This is a genomic window from Imperialibacter sp. (assembly GCF_040222815.1).
GTDB lineage: Bacteria > Bacteroidota > Bacteroidia > Cytophagales > Cyclobacteriaceae > Imperialibacter.
On the sequence record NZ_JAVKCH010000026.1, the window covers coordinates 18,412 to 45,090 of the forward strand.

25 protein-coding genes are annotated in these 26,679 nt (G+C 46.8%); 11 read left to right on the forward strand and 14 right to left on the reverse strand.

Features of this window, described 5'->3' with window-relative positions:
• Positions 1-74: 74 nt before the first annotated feature.
• The gene (locus RIF36_RS13820; protein ID WP_350122154.1) at positions 75-521 is read right to left on the reverse strand and encodes a hypothetical protein; all 447 of its coding nucleotides are present in this window, start codon (positions 519-521) and stop codon (positions 75-77) included.
• A gap of 334 nt (positions 522-855) precedes the next feature.
• Here RIF36_RS13820 and RIF36_RS13825 point away from each other — a divergent pair, with 334 nt between their 5' ends.
• Genes RIF36_RS13825 through RIF36_RS13845 form a run of 5 tightly spaced genes read left to right on the forward strand, consistent with a single transcriptional unit; the run spans position 856 to position 8,977 of the window.
• Positions 856-3,888, forward strand: a complete 3,033-nt coding sequence (locus RIF36_RS13825) for a SusC/RagA family TonB-linked outer membrane protein (protein WP_350122156.1) — start codon at positions 856-858, stop codon at positions 3,886-3,888.
• An 11-nt stretch (positions 3,889-3,899) separates the two neighbouring features.
• Entirely contained in the window at positions 3,900-5,258 is a 1,359-nt protein-coding gene (locus RIF36_RS13830) for a RagB/SusD family nutrient uptake outer membrane protein (RefSeq protein ID WP_350122158.1), read from the forward strand.
• A gap of 5 nt (positions 5,259-5,263) precedes the next feature.
• Positions 5,264-6,061: a hypothetical protein gene (locus tag RIF36_RS13835; protein WP_350122160.1), complete on the forward strand. Its 798-nt coding sequence runs from the start codon at positions 5,264-5,266 to the stop codon at positions 6,059-6,061.
• Between the two features lie 3 nt (positions 6,062-6,064).
• Positions 6,065-6,553: a hypothetical protein gene (locus RIF36_RS13840; protein ID WP_151996794.1), complete on the forward strand. Its 489-nt coding sequence runs from the start codon at positions 6,065-6,067 to the stop codon at positions 6,551-6,553.
• A 6-nt stretch (positions 6,554-6,559) separates the two neighbouring features.
• On the forward strand, positions 6,560-8,977 hold the full coding sequence (locus RIF36_RS13845) for a M43 family zinc metalloprotease (protein ID WP_350122162.1): 2,418 nt from the start codon (positions 6,560-6,562) through the stop codon (positions 8,975-8,977).
• Between the two features lie 107 nt (positions 8,978-9,084).
• On the opposite strand, the gene RIF36_RS13850 is transcribed toward RIF36_RS13845, so the two are convergent.
• Positions 9,085-9,612: a hypothetical protein gene (locus tag RIF36_RS13850; RefSeq protein ID WP_151996796.1), complete on the reverse strand. Its 528-nt coding sequence runs from the start codon at positions 9,610-9,612 to the stop codon at positions 9,085-9,087.
• A 188-nt stretch (positions 9,613-9,800) separates the two neighbouring features.
• Between RIF36_RS13850 and RIF36_RS13855 the strand changes: the two genes are divergently transcribed.
• Positions 9,801-10,952, forward strand: a complete 1,152-nt coding sequence (locus RIF36_RS13855; RefSeq protein ID WP_350122164.1) for a tetratricopeptide repeat protein — start codon at positions 9,801-9,803, stop codon at positions 10,950-10,952.
• On the opposite strand, the gene RIF36_RS13860 is transcribed toward RIF36_RS13855, so the two are convergent.
• Positions 10,949-11,722, reverse strand: a complete 774-nt coding sequence (locus tag RIF36_RS13860) for a type III pantothenate kinase (RefSeq protein WP_350122166.1) — start codon at positions 11,720-11,722, stop codon at positions 10,949-10,951. The two genes, RIF36_RS13855 and RIF36_RS13860, sit on opposite strands and share 4 nt — an antisense overlap.
• Positions 11,722-12,759: a zinc-binding dehydrogenase gene (locus RIF36_RS13865; protein ID WP_350122168.1), complete on the reverse strand. Its 1,038-nt coding sequence runs from the start codon at positions 12,757-12,759 to the stop codon at positions 11,722-11,724. Before RIF36_RS13865 ends, RIF36_RS13860 begins: the two co-directional genes overlap by 1 nt.
• Positions 12,760-12,889: 130 nt before the next feature.
• On the opposite strand from RIF36_RS13865, the gene RIF36_RS13870 reads away from it, so the two are divergent.
• Both RIF36_RS13870 and RIF36_RS13875 read left to right on the forward strand, forming a co-directional pair.
• Positions 12,890-13,246: a hypothetical protein gene (locus RIF36_RS13870; protein WP_350122170.1), complete on the forward strand. Its 357-nt coding sequence runs from the start codon at positions 12,890-12,892 to the stop codon at positions 13,244-13,246.
• A gap of 74 nt (positions 13,247-13,320) precedes the next feature.
• Positions 13,321-13,524 carry a hypothetical protein gene (locus RIF36_RS13875; protein ID WP_350122172.1) on the forward strand — a complete coding sequence of 68 codons (204 nt, stop codon included), beginning with the start codon at positions 13,321-13,323 and terminating at the stop codon, positions 13,522-13,524.
• A gap of 48 nt (positions 13,525-13,572) precedes the next feature.
• Here RIF36_RS13875 and RIF36_RS13880 read toward each other — a convergent pair whose 3' ends face one another.
• The gene (locus RIF36_RS13880) at positions 13,573-14,169 is read right to left on the reverse strand and encodes a YkgJ family cysteine cluster protein (protein WP_350122174.1); all 597 of its coding nucleotides are present in this window, start codon (positions 14,167-14,169) and stop codon (positions 13,573-13,575) included.
• Positions 14,170-14,292: 123 nt separating this feature from the next.
• Between RIF36_RS13880 and RIF36_RS13885 the strand changes: the two genes are divergently transcribed.
• The gene (locus RIF36_RS13885; protein ID WP_350122176.1) at positions 14,293-14,949 is read left to right on the forward strand and encodes an ankyrin repeat domain-containing protein; all 657 of its coding nucleotides are present in this window, start codon (positions 14,293-14,295) and stop codon (positions 14,947-14,949) included.
• 1 nt (position 14,950) lies between these two features.
• On the opposite strand, the gene RIF36_RS13890 is transcribed toward RIF36_RS13885, so the two are convergent.
• The 4 genes from RIF36_RS13890 to RIF36_RS13905 are packed head-to-tail and all read right to left on the reverse strand — an operon-like array spanning position 14,951 to position 19,083.
• On the reverse strand, positions 14,951-15,664 hold the full coding sequence (locus RIF36_RS13890) for an N-formylglutamate amidohydrolase (RefSeq protein WP_350122178.1): 714 nt from the start codon (positions 15,662-15,664) through the stop codon (positions 14,951-14,953).
• The gene (locus RIF36_RS13895) at positions 15,661-16,902 is read right to left on the reverse strand and encodes a carboxylate-amine ligase (RefSeq protein WP_350122180.1); all 1,242 of its coding nucleotides are present in this window, start codon (positions 16,900-16,902) and stop codon (positions 15,661-15,663) included. Before RIF36_RS13895 ends, RIF36_RS13890 begins: the two co-directional genes overlap by 4 nt.
• 4 nt (positions 16,903-16,906) lie before the next feature.
• Positions 16,907-18,367 (reverse strand): RimK family ATP-grasp domain-containing protein, encoded by a 1,461-nt coding sequence (locus RIF36_RS13900; protein WP_151996805.1) that lies wholly within the window; start codon positions 18,365-18,367, stop codon positions 16,907-16,909.
• Positions 18,364-19,083: a C39 family peptidase gene (locus tag RIF36_RS13905; protein WP_317491948.1), complete on the reverse strand. Its 720-nt coding sequence runs from the start codon at positions 19,081-19,083 to the stop codon at positions 18,364-18,366. The genes RIF36_RS13900 and RIF36_RS13905 overlap by 4 nt, the downstream gene beginning before the upstream one ends.
• 110 nt (positions 19,084-19,193) lie before the next feature.
• Here RIF36_RS13905 and RIF36_RS13910 point away from each other — a divergent pair, with 110 nt between their 5' ends.
• Positions 19,194-19,559, forward strand: coding sequence for a methylglyoxal synthase (locus RIF36_RS13910; protein ID WP_350122182.1), 366 nt, complete (start codon positions 19,194-19,196; stop codon positions 19,557-19,559).
• A 14-nt stretch (positions 19,560-19,573) separates the two neighbouring features.
• On the opposite strand, the gene RIF36_RS13915 is transcribed toward RIF36_RS13910, so the two are convergent.
• Positions 19,574-20,614: a PA0069 family radical SAM protein gene (locus tag RIF36_RS13915; protein ID WP_350122184.1), complete on the reverse strand. Its 1,041-nt coding sequence runs from the start codon at positions 20,612-20,614 to the stop codon at positions 19,574-19,576.
• A gap of 149 nt (positions 20,615-20,763) precedes the next feature.
• On the opposite strand from RIF36_RS13915, the gene tyrS reads away from it, so the two are divergent.
• Positions 20,764-22,050 (forward strand): tyrosine--tRNA ligase, encoded by a 1,287-nt coding sequence (gene tyrS / locus RIF36_RS13920; RefSeq protein ID WP_350122186.1) that lies wholly within the window; start codon positions 20,764-20,766, stop codon positions 22,048-22,050.
• A gap of 107 nt (positions 22,051-22,157) precedes the next feature.
• Here tyrS and RIF36_RS13925 read toward each other — a convergent pair whose 3' ends face one another.
• From RIF36_RS13925 to thyA, 4 genes are read right to left on the reverse strand one after another with little or no spacing between them, the layout of a single operon-like run.
• Complete coding sequence (locus RIF36_RS13925; protein ID WP_350122188.1) at positions 22,158-23,537, reverse strand: efflux RND transporter periplasmic adaptor subunit; 1,380 nt, start codon at positions 23,535-23,537, stop codon at positions 22,158-22,160.
• 3 nt (positions 23,538-23,540) lie between these two features.
• Positions 23,541-25,007 carry a TolC family protein gene (locus RIF36_RS13930; RefSeq protein ID WP_151996810.1) on the reverse strand — a complete coding sequence of 489 codons (1,467 nt, stop codon included), beginning with the start codon at positions 25,005-25,007 and terminating at the stop codon, positions 23,541-23,543.
• Between the two features lie 15 nt (positions 25,008-25,022).
• Complete coding sequence (gene sdaAB / locus RIF36_RS13935; protein WP_350122190.1) at positions 25,023-25,700, reverse strand: L-serine ammonia-lyase, iron-sulfur-dependent subunit beta; 678 nt, start codon at positions 25,698-25,700, stop codon at positions 25,023-25,025.
• Between the two features lie 55 nt (positions 25,701-25,755).
• On the reverse strand, positions 25,756-26,661 hold the full coding sequence (thyA, locus tag RIF36_RS13940; RefSeq protein WP_350122192.1) for a thymidylate synthase: 906 nt from the start codon (positions 26,659-26,661) through the stop codon (positions 25,756-25,758).
• Between the last annotated feature and the right edge of the window lie 18 nt (positions 26,662-26,679).

Sequence of the window (26,679 nt, forward strand, 5' to 3'; positions counted from 1 at the left end):
AGTTTAGTCGAAACACAAATAAGCGCTGGCACCAATTCATCAGAAGAGGCCAGGCTTTGATTAAGATGCAGAAATCAAACTGATTTGGGTGGTGGGCTCGGAGGGCTTAAATTTTTTGGATTATAAATTTGCTGGGTTTGCTGGTGTTTTCCGGGTTGAGGCAGCCTATCGAGTGCTGACCAGCTAAATTGATCCAGTTTGTAGGGCGTCTTTATCACTTCCACAAGATGACTGGCAGTAGCATCATCCTGAAAATCGTGCGTCAATTCTTCAAACAGTATTCCCTCAAAGACGTCGGTAATAAAAGTTTCTTCTTTATCCCAATAGCAAGTGTAGTAAACCGAGTCAGGCAATTCCTGCACGGAGATGATATCATAGAATTGCCCTTTGTAGCGAAACTCTTTGCTGTGCTCCCAAACAAGCTCCTTTTCAGCTTCTTGTTTGGATAACCTAAGCACCGTTTGTTCTGACTCGCCCAGCCCCTCAAAAATTCTCCCGATCACATCGGCCTGAATATTCATCCTGCTCCAATAGAAAATTGAGTAGTTCAGCCAAAAGGGAGCTGAAATACAAAGCAGAAGAAATATAGACAGTAGCCTTTTCAATATACAGTGTGCGAATTCCCGTTCGGCTAGAGCGCCAACGGTGATGCAGGCAATGTAATTGGGTTTACTATCAAATCAAATACACATTATTTCAAGTGCTTTGCTTGATTATCAAAGGTAAAATTGAGTTTATTGAATGAGGGTTTGAATATCCAAGAATGTTTTATGCCATTATAGAGGAAACTCTAAAACTTATTTAATTTCGAGGGGTTTGTACTTTGGTCCTGGTTTTACACCTGTTAAGCATTGAATGAAGCATCTACTACTTTTGGTTTTCTCTGGTCTGACACTGCTTTTAGTTGCCCCAACCAGCTCACAAGCCCAATCAAGAGTCATTACCGGCCAGGTAACCGACATTGATAATTTCTCACTTCCTGGGGTGAATATCTATATCAAAGGAACCACCACGGGAACCATCACCGACATTGAAGGCAATTACCGGCTTGAAGTGGGTGGCACTAATGATGTACTTGTGTTTTCGTACATCGGCTACCTGACAAAGGAAATGCCCGTGACTGTGGAAGCCACAATTGACGTAAAGCTGGAAGAAGACGCCCGTCAGCTCAACGAGGTCATTGTTACAGGCTATTCCTATGTAAAGAAAAGAGATATTATTGGCGCCATAGCGTCTGTTTCGGCCGATGACATCAAAAACCTTCCTGTAGTGAGTTTAGATCAGGCCCTTCAGGGAAAGGCAGCCGGGGTGCAGGTGACACAATCATCGGGAACGCCCGGTGGCGGCATCACAGTGAGGGTGAGAGGCAACACCTCCATTTCCGCCTCCAACAGGCCGTTGTTTATAATAGATGGCGTGCCTGTAGAAGACGGAGCACTGGCCCTGAGAAGCTTTGGAGGGCAAAACGACAATGCACTTTCTACTCTCAACCCTAACGACATAGAGTCATTTCAAGTCTTAAAAGATGCATCAGCCAAAGCCATTTATGGAAGCAGAGCAGCTAACGGCGTCGTGTTAATTACCACAAAAAGGGGAAGCAAAGGTGCCAAAACCTCGGTGACCTTTGACGTGCAAAGGGGTGTTATCGACCTCACCAACAAGCTGGACTTACTTTCATCAGAAGAGCTGGTGACCCTTCAGCGGGAGGCCATCACCAATGCGGGGCAAGATCCAGACGAGTCTGGGATTATTAAAGGTGTGACGGATGCCGTGAATACCGACTGGATTGACCAGGTGACCCGCCAGGCGATCATGGAGCAGTACCAAATGAGTATCAGTGGTGGCGATGAGCAGACTAGCTTCTACTCAAGTTTTAACTACCGGGGAGAAGAAGGCGTCATTTTGAACAACCAGTTTTTAAGGTTTGCCGGCACGCTCAACATCGACCACAAAGTGACAGACAAACTCAAGTTTGGCAACAACCTCACCATATCAAAGACCAGGAACGACAGAATCAAAGGTGACAACTTCCTTGATGGTGTTTATTCAGGCGCAGTAAAGAGCCTTCCTTACTACTTTCCGTTTGACGAAAAAGGGAATATCATCGGGCCAGGAAATTCCAACTATGCAGGCTTCCCCAACTTCAACCCTGTAGGGCAGGCGGTGCTGCCAAGGTTTCAGACGAATACCCTCAAGGTGCTTGTTGGTGTATTCAGCGAGTATCAGTTCAATGAGCACTTCAGGGCCAGGGCTAAATTCAGTGTAGATTATAACGATGTGGCCGAAGATCAATTTGAGCCCTCCAGCACAGCTATCGGTGGCTTTCTGGCATCGGTGGGAGGTCTGGGCTATGGCGTCAACTCCACAGGCACCTACGTTACCTACATCAACACCAACACTGTTTCTTACAATCAGACTTTTGGCGACCACGTTGTCAATGCAACGGCCGGCACGGAGTTTCTTCAGCGGACGGAGACTTCCAACTTTGTTCAGGGTCGGCTTTTTCCGAGCGATGATTTTACCTACATCACCTCTGCTGGCATAGTGGATGCCGGAAGCTCAAACAAGGTCAACAGTGGACTCAACTCCTACTTTGCAGAAGCTCGCTACGACTATAAAGAGAAATATTTTGCCAGCGTCACCACTCGATACGATGGCTCCTCCAGGTTCGGCACCAACAACCGATTTGGTCTCTTCCCTTCGGTGTCGGCTGGTTACCGGATCACCAACGAAACCTTTTTTCCTAAAAACACCATTGTTGATGACCTGAAAGTGCGTGGTAGCTATGGCTTTACCGGCAACGAAAGAATAGGCGACTTTGCCTTTCTGGGTACTTTCGCCTCCACCACGTACAACGGAGTGACCGGCACAGCTCCAGCCAACCTGGAAAACCCCGACCTTCAGTGGGAAGTGACCCGTGAAGCCAATGTTGGCATTGACCTCTCCCTTTTCAGCGGCCGCCTGCAAACAAGCGTGGATGGCTACAGCAACCTGACCAGCAAACTCCTGTTCAGCCAGCCAATACCACTTACTACAGGCTTTGGAAGCATTCAGGGAAACATTGGAGAAGTGTCGAACCTTGGTGTAGAGCTATCAGTTAACAGCATCAACTTTGATGGCGACTTTCGCTGGTCGACCAACCTCAATATTGCCAAGAACGACAACCTGGTAAAATCGCTGGCCGACACCTTACCCCTGTTTCGTGGCTACACTGCCAATGGGGCTGGAAATACCAATATTGTAAAGCCAGGGTATCCCCTCGGCACCTTTTGGGGTCTCAACTTTCTTGGCGTTGACCCTGCCACCGGCGATGCCATTTATGAGGACATCAACGGAGATGGACAAATCAGCCCCGACGACGGCAAAGTGATTGGCACAGCGCAGCCCCACTTCGTTGGTGGAATAACCAACAACCTCTCCTACCGGGGATTCGATTTGAGTGTCTTCATACAATTTAGTTATGGAAACAAGCTGCTCAACTTTAGCAACACTGCCTTGCTGAACTCGGGCGAAGACATCAATAACAATCAGGTTCGAAAGGCCCTTGACAGGTGGCAAAAGCCCGGCGACATCACCGACGTTCCCCGGTACGAACTAGGAAACACACAGAATAACTGGCACAGCAACAGGTTTCTTGAAGACGGTTCCTTTCTCAGGGTAAAAAATATTTCGCTCGGTTATAACCTTCCTGTAAGGTATGTAGAGAAAATCAAGGCACAAAGCATAAGAATCTACGGCTCGGCCACCAACGTGTTTACATGGACAAACTATACGGGCAACGATCCTGAGGTAAGTACACTTGATGGCTCTACCACAGCACAAGGAATTGACTTTTTTACTTTGCCGCAGGTAAAAACAATGATGCTGGGAATTAACGTGAAATTTTAGGAGCAAAGAAAATGAAGAAAGCAGCATTGATCATATTGTTCTTAGTTACAGGTTTTGGGTGTACCAACTTCCTCGACCCTGAGCCAGTTGCTCTTTTGATAGACGACCTGGCGCTGAATGAGGCCAAAGATGTGCCGTCTGTCGAGATCGGTCTATATGGTGCCTTCAGAGGCATTGCAGCGCCAAAGGTCATTGCAGGAGACATGACTGCCGACATGCTGATTCATATTGGCACATTCAATCAGTACCGGGAGTTCTCAAACAAGCAGATTACGTCAACCAATGCTTCAGCCGCTGCGCTGTGGGGAAGTATTTACCGCACCATATACGTGGCTAATTTCATTCTCGAAAAATTGCCGGGCGTGCCGGGAGTTACTGAAGCCGAGCGAAACGAAGTCACAGCCACCGCACGTTTTCTGAGAGGTTACGCCTACTTCGTTGGCGTGTATACTTTTGGAGCAATGCCTATCACAACCACCTCGGACCTGGAATCCAACAGAAACGTGCCCAGGTCAAGCGTTGAGGATTTACTGGCATTTATTGATGCAGACTATACAGCTGCCTCCGGCAACGCCCTTCCTGAAGATCCGGTGAATGCAGGCTTTGTCAGCCAGAGCGCTGTGCTGGCAGCAAGGGCCAGGCTTGCTTTGTATCGGCAAAACTGGGCCGAGGCTGAGGCGCTAACTTCGCAGGTCATCGACAGCGAGAACTATGCGCTTGTCGACGACTATAGCGACATTGTTCTGAGCGACTTTACCGATGAGGCAATACTTGAAGTTGGCTACACGGTAAACGACGATCCGGGCACCGATGCCAACTATGGACTCAACGACCTCTTCCGGGGAAGAAGGGAAATCATACCAAGTAATCAAACGGTGGTGGCCCTGAACAATGATGAGGCAGGTGACCGGTTCCGCAATATTTCATTTGACCTTTCCGAATTGGGTGGCGTCGACAACGGCTGGTCTGTTGCCAAATACGGTACGGCTGATGAAGACAACAACAATATCATTGTTTTCCGCCTGGGCGAAATGTACCTGATAAGGGCCGAGGCCAGGGCGCAGCAAAACAAGCTCTTCGGGAGCGGTAGTGCGCTGGAAGATGTTAATGTGTTGAGAAGCCGGGCCAATGGAGCGCCGGCGGTGGCTAATTCTAAAGAACAGGTGCTTCAGGTAATTGAGAGAGAAAGATTGTATGAGTTGGCCTACGAAGGTCACCGTTGGTATGACCTTGTAAGAACCGGCAGAGCAAAAGTGGTAATGACAACATTCAACACCAATTGGCAGGACAAATTTGAATTGTGGCCCATTCCACTAAGAGAAATTCAGTATAACCCAGCGCTTCAGGGCGCACAAAACCCAGGCTACTGATACCTATGAGCAAATTGAAAACATATAGATGGGTGATCGCTGCCGCTTTTTTGTGCTGTTTGGCTGGTTGTGAGCCTGAGAGGTTAATTTTCAAGGGCCCGTATCATGTTCGCTTCACAGAGGAAACTGCCTCAGAGCTGGAAAGCTATAGCGAGGAAATAGAACTCTCGGTACACCTGGTAGGCCCACAAAGAAGTGAAAAAATACAGATGAGCTACTCCATTGCCGGTGATGCCAGGGAGGGAATAGACTACGAAGTGTTAAGCGAACAGGGCATTGTGGAAATTCCGGCCAACGAAAGCTTTGGTTATATCACCATACGCTTGATTAACAATGCCAACAATATCCTGGAGTCGCAGGACATCGTGTTCACCCTGGAGGGAGTTTCTCCTGTAGATTTAGCCATCGGACAAGGCGACAGCGAAATAGGCAGAACATCCACATTTACGATTTTTGATGACTGTATTCTCGGCGGCTATTACACAGGATACGGCCCTTCGAATACCGTGCCTATTGAAGACATTCGCATAACCAGTGCCGATTGCAATGAGTATTTTCTTTCCAACTGGGACATCAATTTGCCTATTTTCAATTCCAGCACAGAAAGAAACCTCATTTTTAACGACAACTTCGACAATACGCTCACCATACCGGAACAGGAGGAACAAACGCTGGTAGACGACCAGGCAACAATACGTGGGTCAGGTATTGTCAATCCGTTGACTGGCGAGATCACCCTTACCATAGAGTTTGTGGATGTAGAGGACATTGAGCCTCAAACGGTAACATTTAAACGACAATAGGCGATGAAAAAAATTCGACTATCTGCATATATCTCCTGCTTGCTTCTGCTTGCGTTCTCTTCTTGCCGGGAACAATTTGAGCCCGAACCATTCACCTACTCGCAACTCCTTACAGGCAAGGTGTCCAAAACATGGAGGTTAACGGGTATTTCCATTCTTGAGGATGGTGCACCTACACAAAATATTCCTGTGCAGGACAATGACTGCGTTTTTGACGACAGGTATGTCTTTTACGCCAATGATGAAAAGAAATTTGAAGTACTGAATGGTGCAACGAAGTGTGATGACACCGAAGGCGATATTGTAGTAACAGATATATGGGCTTTTTCCAATGCCAATGCCACCCTGGAGATGATTTTACCTATTCTGTCGATAGACGCCAGGCTTCCTTTTATTGTAAAAAGCCTCAAAGACGACCGGCTCTCAATGGAAATTTTCTTTGATGGCGGCAGCTATCGTTTCGTACTACAGGCAGTAAATACCCAAGACTAGAACAAAATGAGGTTTTCAATATCTATCGTTGCTTGCATTGCCTTGTTGCTTACCGGGTTTTCCGACAATGTGTATCAGGTTCAGCAGCAAACTGAGCCCAACCCTCCTATGCGAACCTGCGAAACGATGGAGCAGGACAGCCTGAATCAGCTGAAATATGCTGATATGCGCAACAGGCTTGACTTTGAGACCAGGATTCAGCAGAAAACCAGGGAAATAGAATTGCAACAAGCCAGTGGCAGGGGCTTTGCAGGTATTATCACACTTCCCGTGGTGGTGCATGTCGTGCACAATGGAGAGCAAGTTGGGCAGGGTCGGAACATTAGTGCAGCGCAAGTGGCCTCCCAGCTTGAAGTGCTGAACGAAGATTTCAGAAGAGCGACGGGCACCAATGGTTTCAATGACAATCCGGTAGGTGCCGATATTGAAATTGAATTCTGCCTCGCATCGCTTGGCCCCAACGGTGCTGAACTGGCTGAGGCGGGGATTCATAGATACAATGGCAACAAAGCCGCATGGACTCGCACCGACATCGAGGGTTTTCTCAAGCCAAATACCATCTGGAACCCCAACGACTATGTTAATATCTGGACGGTTGACTTTGAAGGTGAAAGTGAGCTACTGCTGGGATATGCGCAGTTCCCCAGCGACTCAGAGCTGACAGGCCTTCCAACAAGTGGTGGATCGGCTTCGACTGACGGGGTGGTGGTGAGGTACTCCAGCTTTGGGTCTTCAGAAAAAGGCACATTTTCGGTGATGTCGCCTCCATACAACAAAGGCAGGACATTAACACATGAAGTAGGACATTGGCTGGGGTTAAGGCATATTTGGGGCGACGGGCCATGCGGTTCGGACGATTTTGTGACCGACACCCCCGAAGCTGCTGAACCCACCAGAGGGTGCCCGGCAGGCAAAACTTCATGTGGTTCAGTCGACATGGTGCAGAACTATATGGACTACTCTGACGATGCCTGTATGAACATCTTCACCAAAGGGCAGAAGACCAGGATTTTGGCTGTGATGGAACTGAGCCCAAGGCGAAAGTCGTTGATCAACTCCCAGGTTTGCGGCGAGCTGGTAGCAGAAGCGCCCGTTCCTGACTTCACATCAGACAAGCAGCTTTCACTCCGTGATGGTAGCATCCGTTTTACGGACCTCTCGTCCAATTTCCCAACAAAGTGGTCGTGGATTTTTGAAGGAGGCACTCCTACCTTGTCCAGCGAGAAAAATCCCTTTATTAAATACACCGCCGAGGGTAGCTATTCCGTAAAACTCGTCGTTTCTAACGAATATGGCATTGCCGATACGCTAACAAGGGAAAACTACATCATTGTTTCCAGCGAGGGAGTATGCAATACGCTTGATAATTTTGGCATATCAACACCGACCGTGCAGCCACTTCCAACCATTTATAAGGACAATCCACTTTCCAATCCAAAGGGCTATCTTTCCGGACACAACAGTATCAGAACCTCGGCAATCTCGGAGTTTTTTGAGAACAAAGCTGGCTATGAAAACCTTAGCGGAGTATCCATCCATTTTGGGAAAGCTGTCTTTGCAGATGCCGAAGCCACAGCTCGTATTGTGGTTTGGAATGCCAGAGGACCGCAGAGTAGCCCCGGGGCCATTTTGGAACAGCGGGAGATTCTGATTAGAGAAATCGCAGATAACATTGCCCAGAACAAACCTACCGATATTGTGTTTGGGCGAAGGGTACCACTCTTCGGCGTTGGCTTTCATGTTGGGATAGAACTCGACTACGGCCAAGGAGACACACTGGCCCTGAAGAGCTCAAATGATGGGGAAGTGGCGATACCCACTGCCTGGGAAAAAGACAGCGACGGCAAATGGAGCCCGTTCAGCACCTCCTGGGGACTAACACTCAGTCACCAAATGGTGCCAAAAGTGGGGATGGATGCCTCAGTGCAGCTGAAAACAAATAAGCTCATTGTGAACCCCGGAGAGTCCGTTACCCTAAGTGCTACCGGAGCCTCCATTTTCCAGTGGGAGTCTACAGAGGGAAGTCTGGCCACAACGCTCGGCCCAACGGTTGTAGGCAATCCCAAGAAGACGGCGACTTACAAAGTATTGGCTAGTGGAGGAGATCTGTGTGTTTCCGAAGCAGAAATTACGATATATGTGCGTGACGTTACATCAGTTCCCCAAGAAGAGCTCACCGAATTGACGATTTACCCTAACCCTGCTGTGGATGGGGCTGTTACACTCGCTTTCTCGAATACATACGTTGGACAAGTGAGTGCTACTGTATATAATGTGCTGGGACAAAAAATTGTCTCTCGCCAATGGCTCAAGTCAGGCACGGCGTTCCAGGAAAAGATGGAACTTCCAGGAGTGAGAGGTGGGGTTATTATGGAGGTTAGAGCGGGAACCGAGCTCCACAGGAAGAAGCTGATTGTGAGATAAAGAAATGAGGGCATGCTGGAAACACGCCCTCATTATATCCTAAATGCATTCAGCTGGCGAAAATTTGGCATCATCAAGCCTAATCCGATCCGCCAGAAAGCTATTTCTTATTTAGCAAAAACGTAGTTAAGCGTAATATTCACTGGAACAAACAGCGCATCAAATTCTTCGTCAGTCAACGTGTCAACATAAGCCTGAGTCAACGTGTCAGCCACAGCATCTTTGATCAGTCTTAGTGAAACCGCTTCGCTCCAAATCAATTCTACTTCATCAACGCTTTCTATGTTATACTCTTCCTCAATGGCACCAGAGTCATTTGATGTAATTGTCAAAGTTTCTCCATCCTTCACCCATACACCGTCGTCTGTTGAATCTGCACCGGGTAGAAATATTCGTCTTTTAAAGGTGGCATCAGCCAAAAACTCAATCTGATAATTCTCCCAGCTAACCAATTGTCCCAACGGAAGAACTGCTCCCTCCCAGGAAGTGAACTCTACTGGTGCATTCGTCAGTTGAAACTCTGACAGCAACCATTTGCCCTCAATCGGATCAGGAACCCTTGGCTCGTCGTCCTTTCCGCAAGACGCCAGCAACACCAGGCCAGCGAGTCCCATTAATAGTAGTCTTCTTTTCATATAGTTGAATTTAATTTCTTCACGATTTCGTTGTCTACTTTAGAGGTATAACAAACACCCCGGCAAACGCCTCTATTTATTAAATTTAAAAATTATTTTAGGAGTCGTTTATGAGTAGCACCAATTATATCGCCCTATGTATTCTCGCCTTTCTGCGGCTAACATCAGCGTCTGCTCAAACCAATCCTGTGCAAAATAGAAAACAGTCGTTAGAAATTGCTAATAAATTCTATCAAAGTGGTCTGCAACTTCAACGAACTGGTTATTTTATTGAATCAACGTCTGCTTTTGATTCCTCTCTCCACTATAATCCGCAAGTAGCCGATGTGTATTTTTCCCAGGGGAGCAGCTACGAAGCGACAGATGATTTTGCCAGGGCACTTTATGCTTACGAAAAAGCCATCAATCTTCAACCTGGTTTTGAAGGTGCCCTGTTCCGCAGGGCTGTTTGTCTCTACAAACTCAACCTTCACGAAGACTGCATTGAACAACTCAACGGCTTGATTGCAAGCAATGGTTCGTCAGAAGAAACAAAGGCAATCTTCTATCGCTACTCTCCGTCAGGCGACGTCAACATCACTACTGACAATCAACTCAATGCGGAGTACTACCTTTATCGAGGTCTTGCTTTGGCAGCTCTCAAGCGGGAGCAAGAAGCAATAGAAGACCTTGACAGCGCTGTGAGTATTTCCGGCGGGGCGTCCGACTACCTGGTCAACCGTGGGTTGACGCTTCAGAAGCTGGGCAGGGAATCCCAGGCCACTGCCGACTACGAAGCTGCTTTGGTAAAGAATCCTGACAACCAAACGGCGCTCATCAACTTATTTACACTTGACGCTGTCAGGGCCAGGAAATACCTGAAAGAAAACGAGAACATCATCACGGGAATTATGGTGCCGGCGCTGCTGGCGCAAATGGCGTTTGATGCTCACAACAGAGAGCAATATGACGAAGCGATAAATTACTATTCAAGGGCTTTGGAGCTTGTTCCTTCAAATCCTGACTGGCTGATGAACAGGGCTATTTGCTATGGAAAAGTGGGACTGCTGGAAAAAGCTGAAGATGAGTTGTTGCAGGTAGTATCCCTGTCCGGGTTCTCCGAAAAGGCCTATTTGCATCTGGCCAACACACTTTTTCTGGAAGACAAGTATGAGGACGCTATTTCGTTCTATAACCTCTACCTCGCCATCGACATCAACTACGGAACCGCCTATTTCAACCGTGGAATTGCTCTGAGCAAAACTGGCGAGACGGACGAGGCTTGCAAGGACTTATTGAAAGCTAGCCGGTTGGGCGTGAAAGAAGCAATAAAGCCGATAGAATCAATCTGTGGCAACTAACTGGCCTTTTGATTTTGATACATCAGGTGCAGCCCCTTTAGCGTAAGGTGAGGATCAGTCTGGTCAAACACCTCTTTCAGTGGCTCCAGCACCAATGATAACCCACCAGTGGCAATCACCTTAAATGATTCAGCAGGCTCCTGCTCTTTGATTTTATTGATTACCTCTTTGACCAACCCCACATAGCCTACCAGGATGCCTGCCTGAATAGCCTGAACGGTGTCCCTGCCAATAAACGTGGTCGGGTACTCAAGTGGAATAATCGGGAGCTGTGCCGTTTCCTGAAAAAGAGACTTCATAGCGGTCTTGATCCCTGGTGCAATGTTCACCCCAAGTATTTCTCCTTTTGCTGAAACGACAGTGAATGACAAGGCGGTACCAAAGTCGACGACAATAGCCGCTGACTGGTGATAGGTAAAGGCGGCGGTAGCATTGGCTACCAGGTCAGAACCTATCTCATAGGGGTTCTTTATTTTCAGGCTAAGGCCCTTGTAAATGGCCGGACCGGCAAGCAGCGGCTGCACAGAAAACAACCTTTCCACCACTTCCTCCATCACCGGTGTGAGATTGGGAACAACACTGCTAATTATTATTCCGCTAATGTCGGAATAGCTAAGTCCGTTTTCGAGAAACCAGGCCCTTATTCTCTTTTCATATTCAGAGGCTGGAAGATCACGTTGTGATGGGGTTCTGAAAACAAGCCGGGGTTCTTCCTCCGTAAACAAGCCAAAAACCACATCTGAATTACCTATGTCTACTACCAGTTCCATTATGCTATGGTTATGACCACCTTGCCTGTTGTTTTTCCACTTTGAAAGAGGGCAATGGCTTCTTTCATATCATCGAAATCAAAGGTATGACCAACCATTGGAGGACCAATCTCCAATTTTTCGAGCTCAGCCAGAGAATACTGCAAGATTTCCTTTTTCTCATACAGCCAGATCAAATTGAAGCCCATTACCGACTTGTTGTCGCTGATAAGCTTGAGAGGGTCTATTTTTGGCCTGCGCAAAAACTTCAAAGCAAGCTTTATTGGATTTAGCTTGCTCCCCGTTTCAGCGAAATGCGCTGACCCATAAATGATCATCCTACCCTGCGCTGCCATCGCTTTGTAGCTCATATCCAACACCTTCCCTCCAATGCACTCCAGCACCATATTGAACGGACGCTCTTTCGCCGTCGCTTCCAGTTTAGTTTCGAATGATTCGTCTCTTACCAGCACCTCATCGTAACCTTCCTTCATGAGAAGTTCCCTCTTTGCTGCTGACCCAATCGTTCCGACAGTGTACGCATCCATTTTTTTTGCGATACGGTTAGCCAGTATGCCAACGCCCCCGGCTGCACTGTGAATCAAAATCTTATAGCCTTTTTGTATACCACCCAAAGAAAACAAGGAATAGTAGGCTGTTAGAGCTTGCACCAGGTATGCTGCCCCTTCTTCGAACGACCAGCCTTTTGGAATTGGGCTGAGGTAGTCAGGAGATTGTATAATGTGTGTAGTGTAAGCACCGAAGCGTGTCACTCCCATTACCCTGTCGCCTGTTTTGAATTTGGTGACATTTTTACCCACTCGAAGTATTTCGCCTGAAAACTCAAGTCCGGGTATGAAAGTACCTTTAGGGGTGGCACTATAAATACCCAACATGGCGAAAATGTCAGCAAAATTTAGGCCTATCGCTTTAACGGCAACCAACACACTGCTATCATCCGGCTCAGCTATCGTCGTTTCCACCTTTAGCAGCCTGTCCATGCTTCCGGCTTTGGCCATTTGCCAGGCCCTTCCACCTGCCTCTCGTTGTTCGTTCATGGCTGCAAAATATGCCTAAATTTAAATTTTAAGCTACTTGTCGAAAAAATTATCGAAAATGCTTGACAAATAGTGGTGTAAACGATTTATAATTACATCAAAATTCAAAAGCCCGTACTGTTTATTTCAAATGGACAAAAAGAGAGTAATCAAAAGTTATGAGAAGCTGGATCAGGCGATGAAGGACCTGCTTCAAGAAGCCTACCCTTCTGGGTTTACCGGCAATGTGATCAGGCTCACAAACGCACAAAATGAAACTTATTTTGCTGTACCTCTAGAAACTGAGGAAGCCAACTACCTAATTAAGGTGCCCCTGGAATCGATGAAAAGTAAGGCTGCTGCCAATGACGACGACGACGATGATGGGTTCGATGCAGGAGGAGATGATGACGTGGATGAAGTTGCAGGGGCCGACGATGCTGACGATGCAGATGACTCTTCCAGCGACCCTTCTTACAATCAGGGATTCGACGACGACATCGATTAAAAAATAATTATCTCCCACATTGCTATAAGTGAAATAACTTACTCATACATTTGCGTCCTAAATCAAAACCTAATATGAAAAAGACGCTTATGTTGCTGGCTATGACCAGTTTCATTGCAATTAGTTCTTGTCAATCAACCAAAACGGAAACCGCTGAAGTTGCAGCAGACTCTACAACCCTTGAAACCTCTGCAGTAATGGTAGAGGAAATTTCACCGGCCGATAGCACGCTGGCATCGGATTCAACCGAAATTGTTCAGACTGACTCTATCCAGTAATAAGAAAGGCCCTTTACGGGCCTTTTTACTTATATACTACCAGCCTCACTAGCTTGCTCTCCTTCCCCTAAACTGATAGTAGAATAAAACCATTTCAACAGCCTTTCTAATGGCAGTGTTGACAGGATAAAACTTGCTGCCCAGTTCCCAGTCAATCCCCATCAGCTGTGACTGATAGTCAGACATCATTGGCACAGCCATGGTTCCGTCGCTAATCGCTCCCACCGTTGCTTGATATTGCACTTGCTGATCAGCTTTGATCAATTGGCAGGTGACCAGGGTCTTTTGCCCATTTTTATCCCGGGAAGCGGCATAGCCAAACAGTCGGCAAATGAGGCCTCTGTACTTATAATTACCGCAAAAGCCTGACCCAGCACCAACTACCAACGGGTTAAACAAATGACAAATTGTCGATTCGCTTTTTTCATCCATTTTGGCGAGCATCTCCTCAGCTTTGTCGGTTTTGTAGAGGTGATAAGCCAACGGGAGAAATTCAAGAATTGTGGCTGAAAGGTCTGACTTGGTACAGCACTTTCCGCAGCCAGTAAGGCATTTTAACGATGATTGTGCCTGGAAGGTGCTAATCTCTTTTTGCAGGCCGTCGAAAACCCTTTCAACAGCGGCAACTTTCTTATATATTGACAAATAATAGCTATAGAGACGTAAAGCTACGCATTGAATCAATCGGTTGTGCGCAATGCAAAAAATAAAGTGTAAGCAAAAAATTAGATACCCAACGCTGTTCAATTACCTCTCAAACTTCAGGCCATGCCGCTCGATCAAATTCAAAACCTTGTTTCTTCCGGAGCTAATGAACAGTTAGCTGTTGCGCTAAAGGAAAGCCCGGAAAAAGCCCACCTCGTCACTTCCATGGGCGTATCGTTGATCACGTTTGCAGCCTACTACAGAAACCTGGAAGCCGTAAGAACAATAAGGTCGTATCTCGGCAATGTCACAATTCATGAAGCCTGCTGCATTGGAGAATTAGAGACCGTAAAAGAACATCTTGACAAAACACCAGTAGCACTAAACTCCTTTTCCGCTGATGGATTTACGCCGCTTGGGCTTGCCTGCTTCTTTGGGCACGTAAACCTGGCTGCGTATCTGATAGAAACTGGCGCTGATGTGAACATAGCTGCCAACAACGACTTTCGGGTGGCGCCAATTCACTCCGCCTGCGCCATTTCAAATGTGCCCATTGTAAACTTGTTGATAGCGGCCGGGGCCAACGTCAACCTGCCTCAGCAAAAAGGTATTTGCCCTATCCATTCGGCCTGCCACAACGGAAGCCTTGACATAGTTAAATTGTTGATTGCGGCGGGAGCCAGACACAACGCCGCAGATGAAAGCGGAAAATTGCCTGTAGATTATGCTTTAGAAAAAAATTACGAAGAGTTGGCTGCCTATCTTCAGGCTCTGGCCTAGTTTACCCAACCTTCTTTACCATTGCTTTGTAGCTATTCAAAATCAGGTTCAGCATATCCTCCGGCCATTGATGACCACCGTCGATGTAGAACTTCTGATTGACCTCCAGCTCGATCCCAGTATAGGAAGAGCTGTCAAATTCCTTCCTTAAAAATGTGGTAAAGCCATCGGATTTGCCCAGGTAGGGCTCGTTAAACTTCACTATAAATTTATCACTGAGCGATTTCATTTCGCTCTTCCATTGACCGCAAAGCTCTTTCTCAGGTTTCTTTTTCGGGTCAAAAAGCAGCCCGATGTCAATCTTTCTTTCCTTGCCTTCGAATATTGGGGTGAAGGTGTGCACCGAAATATGCACCACCCTATTGCCCTTGCTTACCCATTTGTATATCTGAGCATAAACGGTGTTTCGGTAGGGTGTATAGTACTTGGTCACTATATGCCGCCTGACTATTTTCTGTAGCGGCTTGGTGTATTCAGAAAACAAGGACTTATGATTGCGTGATCTGTTAAGCTCCACAAGCAGCCTTGAGGTGGTAGAGAAATGAGAACTATTTGCCTTTATCGCTTTCATCTGGTCAAACAATGCCAAAGCACCAATATCAAGGCCTCTGTGGGTCTTCAGCACCTCCGGGGCTTTGTTGAACAAGTACTCATACTCCTCGGGAATTTCGTTCCCCCCGTGCTCGCAGGTCAGTATGAATTTTACTTTATTCATCTGTTGGGGAAAGGCAAAAACATTGTGTTGTTTTCGAGACAGGTCGCCAGCTCTTTGTAAAGGCTTTGTAATGCCTCATGGTCGAAGCTGGCTCCCAGGTACTTAATCATTCGTTCCGACAGGTTTCCTTCTGCTATGATAGCTCTTACGATAGCGTTCGATTGGTCTTTGTCGGCAATGTTGACTAAATGCTCCCAACATTTTGCAGCAGTGACGGCCTTTTGCTCCATCCCAAAAAGCTTCAGGTATTCTCCATTGGCAATGGTATAGTTGCTCCCCTCTTTCACAACACCCAAAAAAATGGCAGCCAAATCGTCTTCATGCCAGGTCTTTTGCTCTTCGAAGCTACAAAGGGTTTCGTTCACCAGTTCCTTTAGCAGGTCCACAATGACTTGCAGCACAGCTATGTCGGCTGCAGGGCATTCCTGAATGTCTATAATCCGGATTTCAATGGCGCCACGGTCGAACCTGGCGATAGCCCCTCTTGAATTCAGAAAATGTTGATCCAAAATGCCGTCGGTGTCGTAGCTGTTGATATCTCCTCTGATTCGCTGAAAGATTTGCTTGTCGTATTCTGCCTGAGTAAACAATTGCTCCGGCACCACTTTGCCAGCAATAGATGGTACTTTCTCCTGATTGTGCCGGTAGGTCTCTAGTCTCGCATCGGTGAAACCAGTCAGTCGTCCGTCCAATATGGGAGAAGACGCTGTCAATGCCGGAATAATGGGCAGCAAAATCCTTATGGCTGCATGTAGCCTGGCAAACTCATCATCACCTTGAAAAGGCAGGTTGATATGGGTGCTTTGCAAGTTGCTCCATCCGTGGCCACGGCAGTCGAAGATGCGGTTGTAGAGCTCGTAGATATCGTTGTTCTCGTGCGGCCAGATAACCGTTTCCTTGAATGGATTCATCCAGGGGTGTGCACCGCCGGGTAGCAGCATGGCATCGAAAGGTGCCAAAAGCCTGTTGATTTCCTGGATGTTTTCGTGAAATGGCTTGTCCAGGCCGTTGAGTGTGGCTGCCGGCCCGTTAGTCTTTATCTCAATTACGTGAGACACCAATTCGTTGGACCAGGCAATGGGCCCCCGATATACGTCTGCAACAAACTCCCCGGTCACTTCCTTGAAAAGCTTGTCAGCTATTGGCCGGACATCCAACTCCTTTCTGGAAACGATCATATACTCCATTTCCACACCAAACCCTTCGAACAAGTGCAAGTTTCGCTTCTGCTCTGCCATAGACTTAGAGGGTTTTCTTTTGCTCTATTCTGCGTAACAGGGAGCCAAGCACCTTCCTGTAAAGCTCATCCTTCAGGCAATAGTCTTCTATGCCATGATCGAGGCTGGGGTTGTCATTTACTTCAATAATATAGACGCTGTTGCCTTTCTGCTTGATATCTACTCCATACAACCCACTACCAATCAGGTTAGCGGCCTTCAGCGAGGTTTCCAACACGATTTCCGGCACCTTTTCTACCGGCATTGTCTCAGCATTGCCAAACTGATCATCAGTCTTCGATTTCGTCCAATTATAAATCTGCCAATGATCTTTGGCCATGTAGTACTTGCAAGCATAAAGTGGCTTGTTATCCAAAATGCCGATACGCCAGTCATAGTCGGTGGGCAGAAACTCTTGTGCGATAACCAGGTCCGAATCACTGAGCATTTTGTCGAGAATCTGGTCCAGGCTTTTTCGGTCAACTGCCTTCATGACTCCCACAGAAAAGGCGCTGTCTGGCTGCTTGAGCACAATAGGAAAGCCCAGCATAGCCTCGAGATCATTCCGGTTGTCTTTGTGGACGATGACTGTCTTAGGTGTAGAAATTTTAGCCTTACCCAATGTTTCTGCTAAAAACACCTTGTTGGTGCATCGCATAATCGAAATGGGGTCGTCTATCACCGGAATTCCATCTGCAAATGCTCGCCTGGCGAAGCGATAAGTGTGGTGATTGACGGCGGTAGTCTCCCTGATAAACAACGCATCGTATTCAGACACTCTGCTATAATCCTCTTTGGTAATTAGGTCAGCATAAAAACCCAACTCCTCCCCTATATCGATAAATTTTTGGATAGCCTTTTTGTCAGAAGGTGGTGCCTTTTCGTTGGGGTTGACCAAAATAGCGAGGTCGTAAATCGTTTTGGAAATGCGTTTGCCGTCGTAGCGCTTTTTCTTAAAGTACTCGTTGGCAGACTCCTCGAGAAATGGCTTGTGACTTTCTGGTATTTCTTTTACCGAAATGGGGCTTATGCCCTGTAGCACCCATTTTTTCTGAAATTGGAATTGAGCCCTGAGAATCGGTGCCTGGAACAGGTTGTACAGTGCCTTACTCAGTGTGTCGTATTGAGGACTGAGGTTTTTTCCAAAGTAAATACTTAGCGCAAACTGATTGGATTTGATCTTAGAAAGGCTCTTTTGGATCAGCTCATCAATTTCGTCGGTGATCACCCTAACGATGGTGCTTGATTTCAAATCCTGAATCGTTGTTACACTGGGGATCACTTTCTGCCCCCTTGCCTCAGCCAGCAGCGAGACGTAGTAGCCCGCCGACTGGTACCAGTAGTTCCTGGCCAGATTAAAAATTCTAACGTTCTTTATGTCAGCGTATTGAGGGTTGGTAAGGTAAGATCTAACTGCCACCACCTCCACTCCTTCAATGTTCAGCTGCCAGTCTTTAGGGTTGTTGATAACAACAATTTTTCTCATTCTTTATCTGTCGGTTCTAAAATCAACAAGTTAGCATCATAGGTCACAATACCCAACAAAATGGAGTTGATAAGCCTATGCACATCGACTTTATATTCGTTCTCTCCCGAAAGAGGATTTTCCTGATATGGATCGGACACGGAAACAATTCCGTTTTCGTCGATGGCAGTAAGCACTACGAAATGCCCCATGGGGTATCCTTTCAGGTCGTCGTAAACCGAGCGACCCTCGTCGTTGGCGTATTCTCTTTTGCAATCGTACAGGTAGGTAGCACTTAAGCCTGTGAGAATGGGCCTTCTTCTGTCGAGGTACTTCCTGATTAAGTCAACCGTTAAGTCCTCAAAAGCAATTTCACCGCCCCTGGTCAGAAACTCGATATATGAGTGAGTCGCATTTTCGAATTTCTTACCTCTTTTATACTTAAGCTGGGCTTTTAGTTTCTCAATCAGCTCATCGTGCGTCAGCGTGGACCAAACAGGGTCAAAAACATTGAGGTTATATGAGTGCATTTTTGCCTTGTATCCCCTTTTCAGCGCATGAATACCTAATAGGTTCCCCAAGGTACCACCCTCTTCCAAAAATGTAACCTCGTCAATTACCTGCTGCAGATTTATAAAGTCATGATAATAGTTGTAAACCGCATGCAGACTGGTTGGGCCGCAGGTTTCGTCATCGGGCTGATTTAGTATTTTGAAGTAGGAGATTTTTGAGTGCATACGTTCCTGGGTTCACACATCAAAGATTACTTAAACAAGTCAGATTTTAATGTGAACAAACGCTAATTATTTTATTGAAAGGGTAACTTTGCCCCCAACACAAAGAAGTTATGAAATTAGCACTGATAGCACACGACGGTAAAAAACCAGAGATGGTCGCTTTTCTGCTTGGTAACAAGGAGTTACTTGGAGGTATTGAGCTGATTGCCACGGGCACCACAGGCGGGCACATTGAAAATGCCGGTCTGCAGGTTCACAAAATGTTATCAGGCCCACTTGGTGGTGATGCGCAGATTGCAGCGATGGCGGCAGAAAAAAACCTCGATATGGTCATCTTTTTCAGAGACCCGCTCGACAAGCATCCCCACGAACCCGATGTTCAGATGCTGATGAGAATTTGTGATGTTCACAACATCCCCCTGGCCACCAACCCAGCAGCCGCTAACCTTTTTCTAAAGGCAATCAAGAAGACCTGATTGCCCTTTGCGGATCAGAAAAGATTAAGTACTCCTTTGCGCCGGAAGCGAGTAAAGTCGTAGTCCGGCATTTTTTTGTCCTTGAAATACTTGTCCTGCATTTTTGAAAACATCGCATGAATGCTTTCAGCCAGCGGCCCTTCTCCCCTCATTCTGCGGCCAAACTCGCTGTCATTCACCTGACCGTCATGAATCGAACAGATTTGATTCCACACCTTGGCGGCCCTGTCAGGAAAATGTGTTTCCAGCCATTCTCTGAATAGAGTTCCGAGCTGACCATTGAGCCTGACCAGGGTAAAAGTGGATGTCAGCGCCCCATATTCTGACGAGAGTTTTAATATCCTTGGAATCTCAGTATTGTTGAGACCTGGTATGATTGGCCCCATCATCACTCCGCAGGGAATCCCCCTCTGAGTCAACTTCTCCATCACCTTTAGTTTCTTCAAGGGATGTGAAGTTCTAGGCTCCAATACTCTTCTCAATTCCTCATCTAGGGAGGTTATGGTGAAAATCACATGGACGAGGTTCTCCGAAGCAAGATCCGACAGCACGTCCAAATCCCTTTCGATCAGTGCGTTTTTGGTAATAATTCCCAGCGGGTTGCCATATTTTTGGAAGACCTTCAGCAGTTCTCTCGTAATACCGTATTTCTTTTCGGCTGGTTGATAGCAATCGGTGTTGCCTGAAAGCATTATTACCTGTGGCTTCCATGAAGGGCTCAGGAAAGATTTTTCCAGCAACCTCGGAGCGTCGGGCTTCACTACAATTTTCCGCTCGAAGTCCAAACCCATGTTGTACCCCCAGTATTCATGTGAATTACGGGCGTAGCAGTAGATACAACCATGCTCACACCCCTGGTACGGGTTAATGGAATAGGTGAAAGGAATATCAGGACTGTCGTTTTTACTCATCACAGTCTTAGGGTGCTCAACTATGTATTCTGTTGGCACTCTTTCCTGAAGCAACTGTTCATCAATCCCCTCTTCGTGGTAATTACCTCTCTCCTGGCTGGCAAACCTGTTGTTCGGCTGTAAACCTGTTCCTCTCCCTTTCATTTGCTAATTTTATTAGCCCAATATAATTAGTATTTTAAGTTAAAGTGGCATCTACTACTAAATATTTTACAACTGAAGAAAAAACTACTTTGCGTTAGAATGGTTAAGCTGAGTCCTTTATTTTTGAGCCCTGAAATCAAAAAAGCAGTATGATCGACTTTATAGAAGAGCTTAAGTGGAGAGGCATGTTGAACGATATGATGCCCGGAACAGAAGACCAGCTGAAAAAAGAAATGACTTCGGCTTATATCGGCTTTGACCCAACTGCAGCATCACTCCACATAGGCAATCTGGCTACAATCATGCTGCTTGTCCACCTCCAACGGGCCGGGCACAAACCTTATGCCCTCGTAGGCGGTGCCACTGGTATGATAGGCGACCCGTCGGGTAAGTCGGAAGAGCGAAATCTGCTGGACGAAGGGACGCTGCGCAAAAACCAGGATGGTATTAAAGTACAATTGGAAAAGTTTCTAGCTTTTGACAGTGGGAAGAATGCGGCTGTGATGGTCAACAATTACGACTGGTTCAAAAAGTTCGGTTTCCTTGAATTTTTGAGAGATGCCGGCAAACACATCACGGTGAATTATATGATGGCCAAGGATTCGGTGAAAAACCGTTTGGAAACAGGCCTTTCCTTTACTGAGTTTTCCTACCAGCTGCTGCAAGGCTACGACTTCTATCATTTGTATACCGAGCATCAGGTAAAGCTGCAAATGGGTGGCAGCGATCAGTGGGGTAATATCACCACCGGCACAGAGTTTATCCGCAGGAAAGCCAGTGGAGAAGCTTATGCGCTGACTACCCCCCTGGTGACCAAGGCAGACGGCACCAAGTTCGGCAAAAGTGAAGGCGGCAACGTATGGCTCGATCCTGAGATGACCAGCCCCTACAAATTTTACCAGTTCTGGCTCAATTGCTCTGATGACGACAGTCACCGACTGATCAGGGTATTTACGCTGCTTGGCAAGGGCGAAATAGAAACACTAGAGAAAGAGCATGCCGAAGCGCCGCATTTGAGAATTATGCAGCAGGCCATTGCCAAAGACGTAACCATAAGGGTGCACTCAGAAGCTGACTACAATATGGCTGTAAAGGCTTCAAGCATTCTTTTTGGCAAAGATGTAACGGCCGAGTTGGAGGAAATAGATGAGAAAACCTTGCTGCAAGTGTTTGAAGGTGTGCCGATGGTAGAGATCAGCCGGACAACCCTGGACACCGCCGCTACCATAACGGATTTGCTCTCAACGGAAACCGGCAGCGAAATCTTTACATCGAAAGGCGAGGCACGCAAAATGATCCAGCAGGGTGGTGTGAGCATCAACAAACTAAAGGCAACTGACCCCAACGAAAAGCCAGCTTACAGGCTGCTTCAGGGCAAATACCTGCTTTGCCAGAAGGGAAAGAAGAATTACTATTTGATCAAAGTTGGCTCATAAGGAACGGTAATTGCCAAATTTCTTGCATGGCGTTTACTTCCTCCTTTTTGACTAAAAAAACCGTGGCTCTCACCACGGTTTTCTGTTTTTAGCCTAATTGCTATTTACTATTTTTCTTCTTCTTCTTTGCTGGCAACTGCTTTGTCCTCGCCTCCCATTTTTTGCACTGCCTCTCCATCTTTCAGCCTTTTAGAAACAGCAAGAAAGGGGCCTGAAATAATCTCGTCTCCCTCTTTCACACCACTCAGCACTTCAATATTTTCAAAGTCGCTAATGCCGGTTTTAACCTCCACCATTTTGGCTACGCCATTGTCGTTGAGGAATACCACCTGTAGCACTTCGTCTTTCTCACCAGGAGCTGGAGTGCTCGCTTCAGCGCTCTCTCCCTCTTTGCCTTCGCCAGCTTTCTCATCTTTACTGCTTCTGGTAGTAACAGCCGCCAGCGGAACAGACAACACATTGTCTTTTCTCTCCGTGATAATGTCAACGCTGGCAGTCATACCCGGCCTAAGCGGGTTCTTAATGCCCTTTTCATTGATCAAGTCGTTGTAGGAGCTGTTTAGTACTCTGATACGCACCTCAAATTCAGTCACTGCATCGGCAGATGCTTTATCGTTGGCCGTGTTGGCAATCTGCGTCACAATACCTTTAAACTCCTTTTCAAGGTAGGTGTAGCTGTCTACCTGAATAAGGGCGGTGTCACCCACGGCAATTCTTATGATGTCATTTTCATTCACATTCACCCTTACTTCCATTTTGTTCAGGTCGGCAATGCGAAGCATCTCTGTGCCGGCCATCTGCTGGGTACCAACCACACGCTCTCCTTTTTCCACACTGAGCTTAGATACCGTTCCATTCATAGGCGACAACACCGTTGTCAGGCGAAGGTTCTCTTTCGCCTCATTTACTGACGCCTGAGAGCTCTTCACGATGTACTCGGCTGCATTTACATTCTCTTCGGCGGAAGAGAGGTCGGTTTGCGCCACCTTGTAGTTAGAGTCGGCCAGCTCCCAGTCTGCATCAGAAATTACTTTTTCCTCGTACAGCTTCTTTTGGCGGGTATACTCCAGCTTCGCTCTGTCAAAATTAGCCCTGGCCCTTTCCAGCCTCGCCCTTGCATCTGCCTCATTGGCTTTTTGCTGATTAAGGTTGGCCAATGTTCTGTCTACAGCTGACTGCCAGTTGTCGGGACGTATCTTTATCAGGCGGTCTCCAATCATCACTGAGTCACCTTCCTCAACGTTCAGTTCAATGATCTCACCAGCAACGTCTGGGGTCATCTTCACCTCTACCTCAGGCTGAATCGCCCCAGAAGCACTGACTTTTTCGACGATTGTTTTCCTGGCGGCATTACTAAATTCCACCTCCATCGACTGCTTTTTACCAATCCAGCCCTGCGATTTGCCAACCAGCACTACCACGATCAGTACAGCAACAACCCCGAGAAGAATGTATATTAACTTATTTGATTTCTTTTTCTTAGCCATGATTTAGAAGGTTAATTCTTTTCCCTGATAGAATTCTAAAATTTTTAAACGAAACAAATAGGTGTATTTAGCTCTCACCAAACCAGAGCGTGCCCTGAACAGGTTGTTGCTGGCTACCTGGTACTCAACAAAGTTGACAGCACCTAATGAGTAGCGATTTTCAGTGTTTTTAAATGACTGTTCCAATGCGCTTACCTGCCTTTCTGAAGCATTGTAAGACTTCAAAGCAGCATTTGCATTGTTATAAGCTGTTTCAATATTTTGCCTCAGAGTGTTTCTGGTTTCAAGGGCTGATATCTCCGCAGTTTTCTGAGTGATAATGGCTCGCTGCACATTGGAACGAGTTGTAAACCTATTGAAAATAGGAACTGATAGATTCAGGTTGATCTGCTTGCTCAGGTATTCGGAGAATTGGTCGAAAACCGGAAAGTCCGGCTCGGTGCTGACAACATTGGGCACTTGTTGACGAGTGTATACAAGCTGTGACCTGTCATTTTCAAGAAAGCCTATCGGAAACTCAGCGAAAGTTGTCCCATCATATATTTCCCGCTCTCTGTCGGCAATTTCGGAGTAATTGGTGTTGAAACTTGCACCCAAACTTAAAGTAGGCATGATGCCGCCTTGTGCTACTCTCAAACCCACCTCAGCAGACTGAACGTTCAGATCCGCACTTTTTATCTCAGGCATAGCTTCTAACGCCGTTCTATAAATGCCTTCCACATCATCGTCAAGATTCAATTCATTGGGGACGTCCACCTCAGGAACAATCAGCTCAACTTCCGTCGTGCTGGGCAGCAACAAGGCCTGCTTCAGGCTAAGCTGCGACAAAGCAAGGTCGTTTTCAGCATTGATAAGGTCCAACTCATTGCTCGCCAGCTGCGATTCCAGATCAAGTTGATTCGTGATTGGTAGCGACCCGGCATCAACCAGCTTCACGGTTCTTTCCAACTGATTCCGTGTGGACTCCGCCTGAAGCCTGGCAGTCTCCACCAGTTCCTGGTTAAGAATGACGTTCAGGTAGGAAGTGACCACGGTAACGATCACGTCATTTTTCGACTTTTCAAGGTCAAATTCGTTGGCGTTTTTGGTCAGCTCATTGCGTCTCACGGTGTTGTGCAACTGCATGCCATTAAAAAGCGTCATGTTACTACTACCCTGTACACCGGCAAAATAGAGCGGCAGCGTGATGAACTGATTGGTTGTAGGGTCGACTGATCTACCCCAGTTTCGGCCAGCTCCTACGCCCACGTTGGCATTGGGAAGCCTGTTCATTTTCGACTGCGTCAGATTCACCTCCGCTCCTCTCAACGTCAATTCGCTCCTCTTAATATTCAGGTTTCGCTCCAGGGCTATGTCCACCGTCTGTCGCAAATCCAACACCATCTTTCCTCCGTCGATGGCAGGTGTATTCGATTGACCATAAAGGAAATGAGAGGTAATAATTAGTCCTAAAAAAAGTAATCTTCTCATTGTTGACCTTTTTATTTATTTATCAATATCTGGTATGTATATGACTTCTTTTACCCAGTCGAGGTTTCTCAGGTATTCAAGAGAAATAGCTTTCAGACCTGAGTCCATCTCAATAATGAGGCAAGCCAAATCGTTTTTTCCTTTTCGGGAAACCGTCATCGTCGCAATATTGCAGTCGTCGTGAGAAAGAATATTCGCTATATAAGCGATGCTTCCTTTTGTGTCAGACGCTGTGATTATGATCGTGTGAAGGTTGGCTGTGAAGCCGGATGAAAATCCGTTCACCTCGGTGATTTTGATCAAACCACCTCCCCTGCTTTCTCCAATCACCTGAACCGTTTTTTCTCCCGCTTTCAGGTCAAGTTTAACTGTATTTGGGTGTCGTGTCAGGGCGTTACCCACCGACCTGAAATTGTATTTCAGTCCCTCTTTGGCCGCATGTTCAAATGCCTCCTTAATTCTCTTATCGTCTGTTTTATAGTCGAGCAACCCCGCCACAATGGCCCGGTCGCTGCCATGGCCTTCGTAAGTACGGGCAAACGAATTGAAGAAAGTGATGGTTACTTCCTCCGGCTGCCTCCCTAAAATTTTTCTGGCCGTACGGCCTATGCGTACAACGCCAGCTGTGTGCGAACTGGAGGGGCCTATCATTACAGGACCTATCATGTCAAACACACTGCTTCTTTCTACCATTTGTTTATGTTCGATTCAGTAAAATTTTATAACTCGCCCAATTTTCTGATCGAAATCATACTGCAACTGGTGCCTTTATCCCTGGATAGGGCTCGTAGTTCAACAGTTTAAAGTCTTCGTATTCGAAATCAAAAATCGATTTCACGTTTTTGTTCAATTCCATTGTCGGCAATGGCAACGGCTCCCGTGAAAGCTGAAGCTCAGCCTGTTCCAAATGGTTGGAGTAAAGATGAGCGTCCCCAAGGGTATGCACAAAATCACCATAACCAAGCCCGCATACCTGTGCCACCATCATGGTAAGCAGCGCATACGACGCAATATTGAACGGCACACCCAAAAACACATCGGCACTGCGCTGGTAGAGCTGGCAGCTTAACTTGCCGTCGGCCACATAAAACTGAAAAATAGTATGGCATGGCGGCAAACCAGATTTTGCCATCACCGGAATCTCTTTCGGGTTCCAGGCCGACACCATCAGTCTTCTGGAGTCGGGCTTGCTCTTGATGTCGTTAATCACATCCGTGATCTGATCCACACCTTCAAAGTCCCTCCACTGCTTGCCATATACCGGCCCCAGCTCCCCATATTTCCTGGCGAATGCAGCGTCCGTTTTTATCGTTTCAACAAACTCCTTTAGCTTTTCTTTCCACTCCTCGCTGTATTTTGGATAAGCTTCCTCTTGCCCCGTTTGCTTCAGATAGCTTTGGAATGGCCATTCGTTCCAGATTCCCACGCCATTCTTCACCAGGTATTCAATATTTGTATCGCCCTGCAAAAACCACAACAGCTCATATATGATAGACCTCAGATGCACCTTTTTGGTTGTTACCAGAGGAAACCCCTCCGACAAGTCAAACCGCATCTGATGGCCGAAAATACTGATCGTGCCAGTGCCGGTTCTGTCTGTCTTTTTGGTTCCTTTTTCACGGATCAACCGCATAAGGTCATGGTATTGCTTCATATTTTTTTCTTGTCTCTT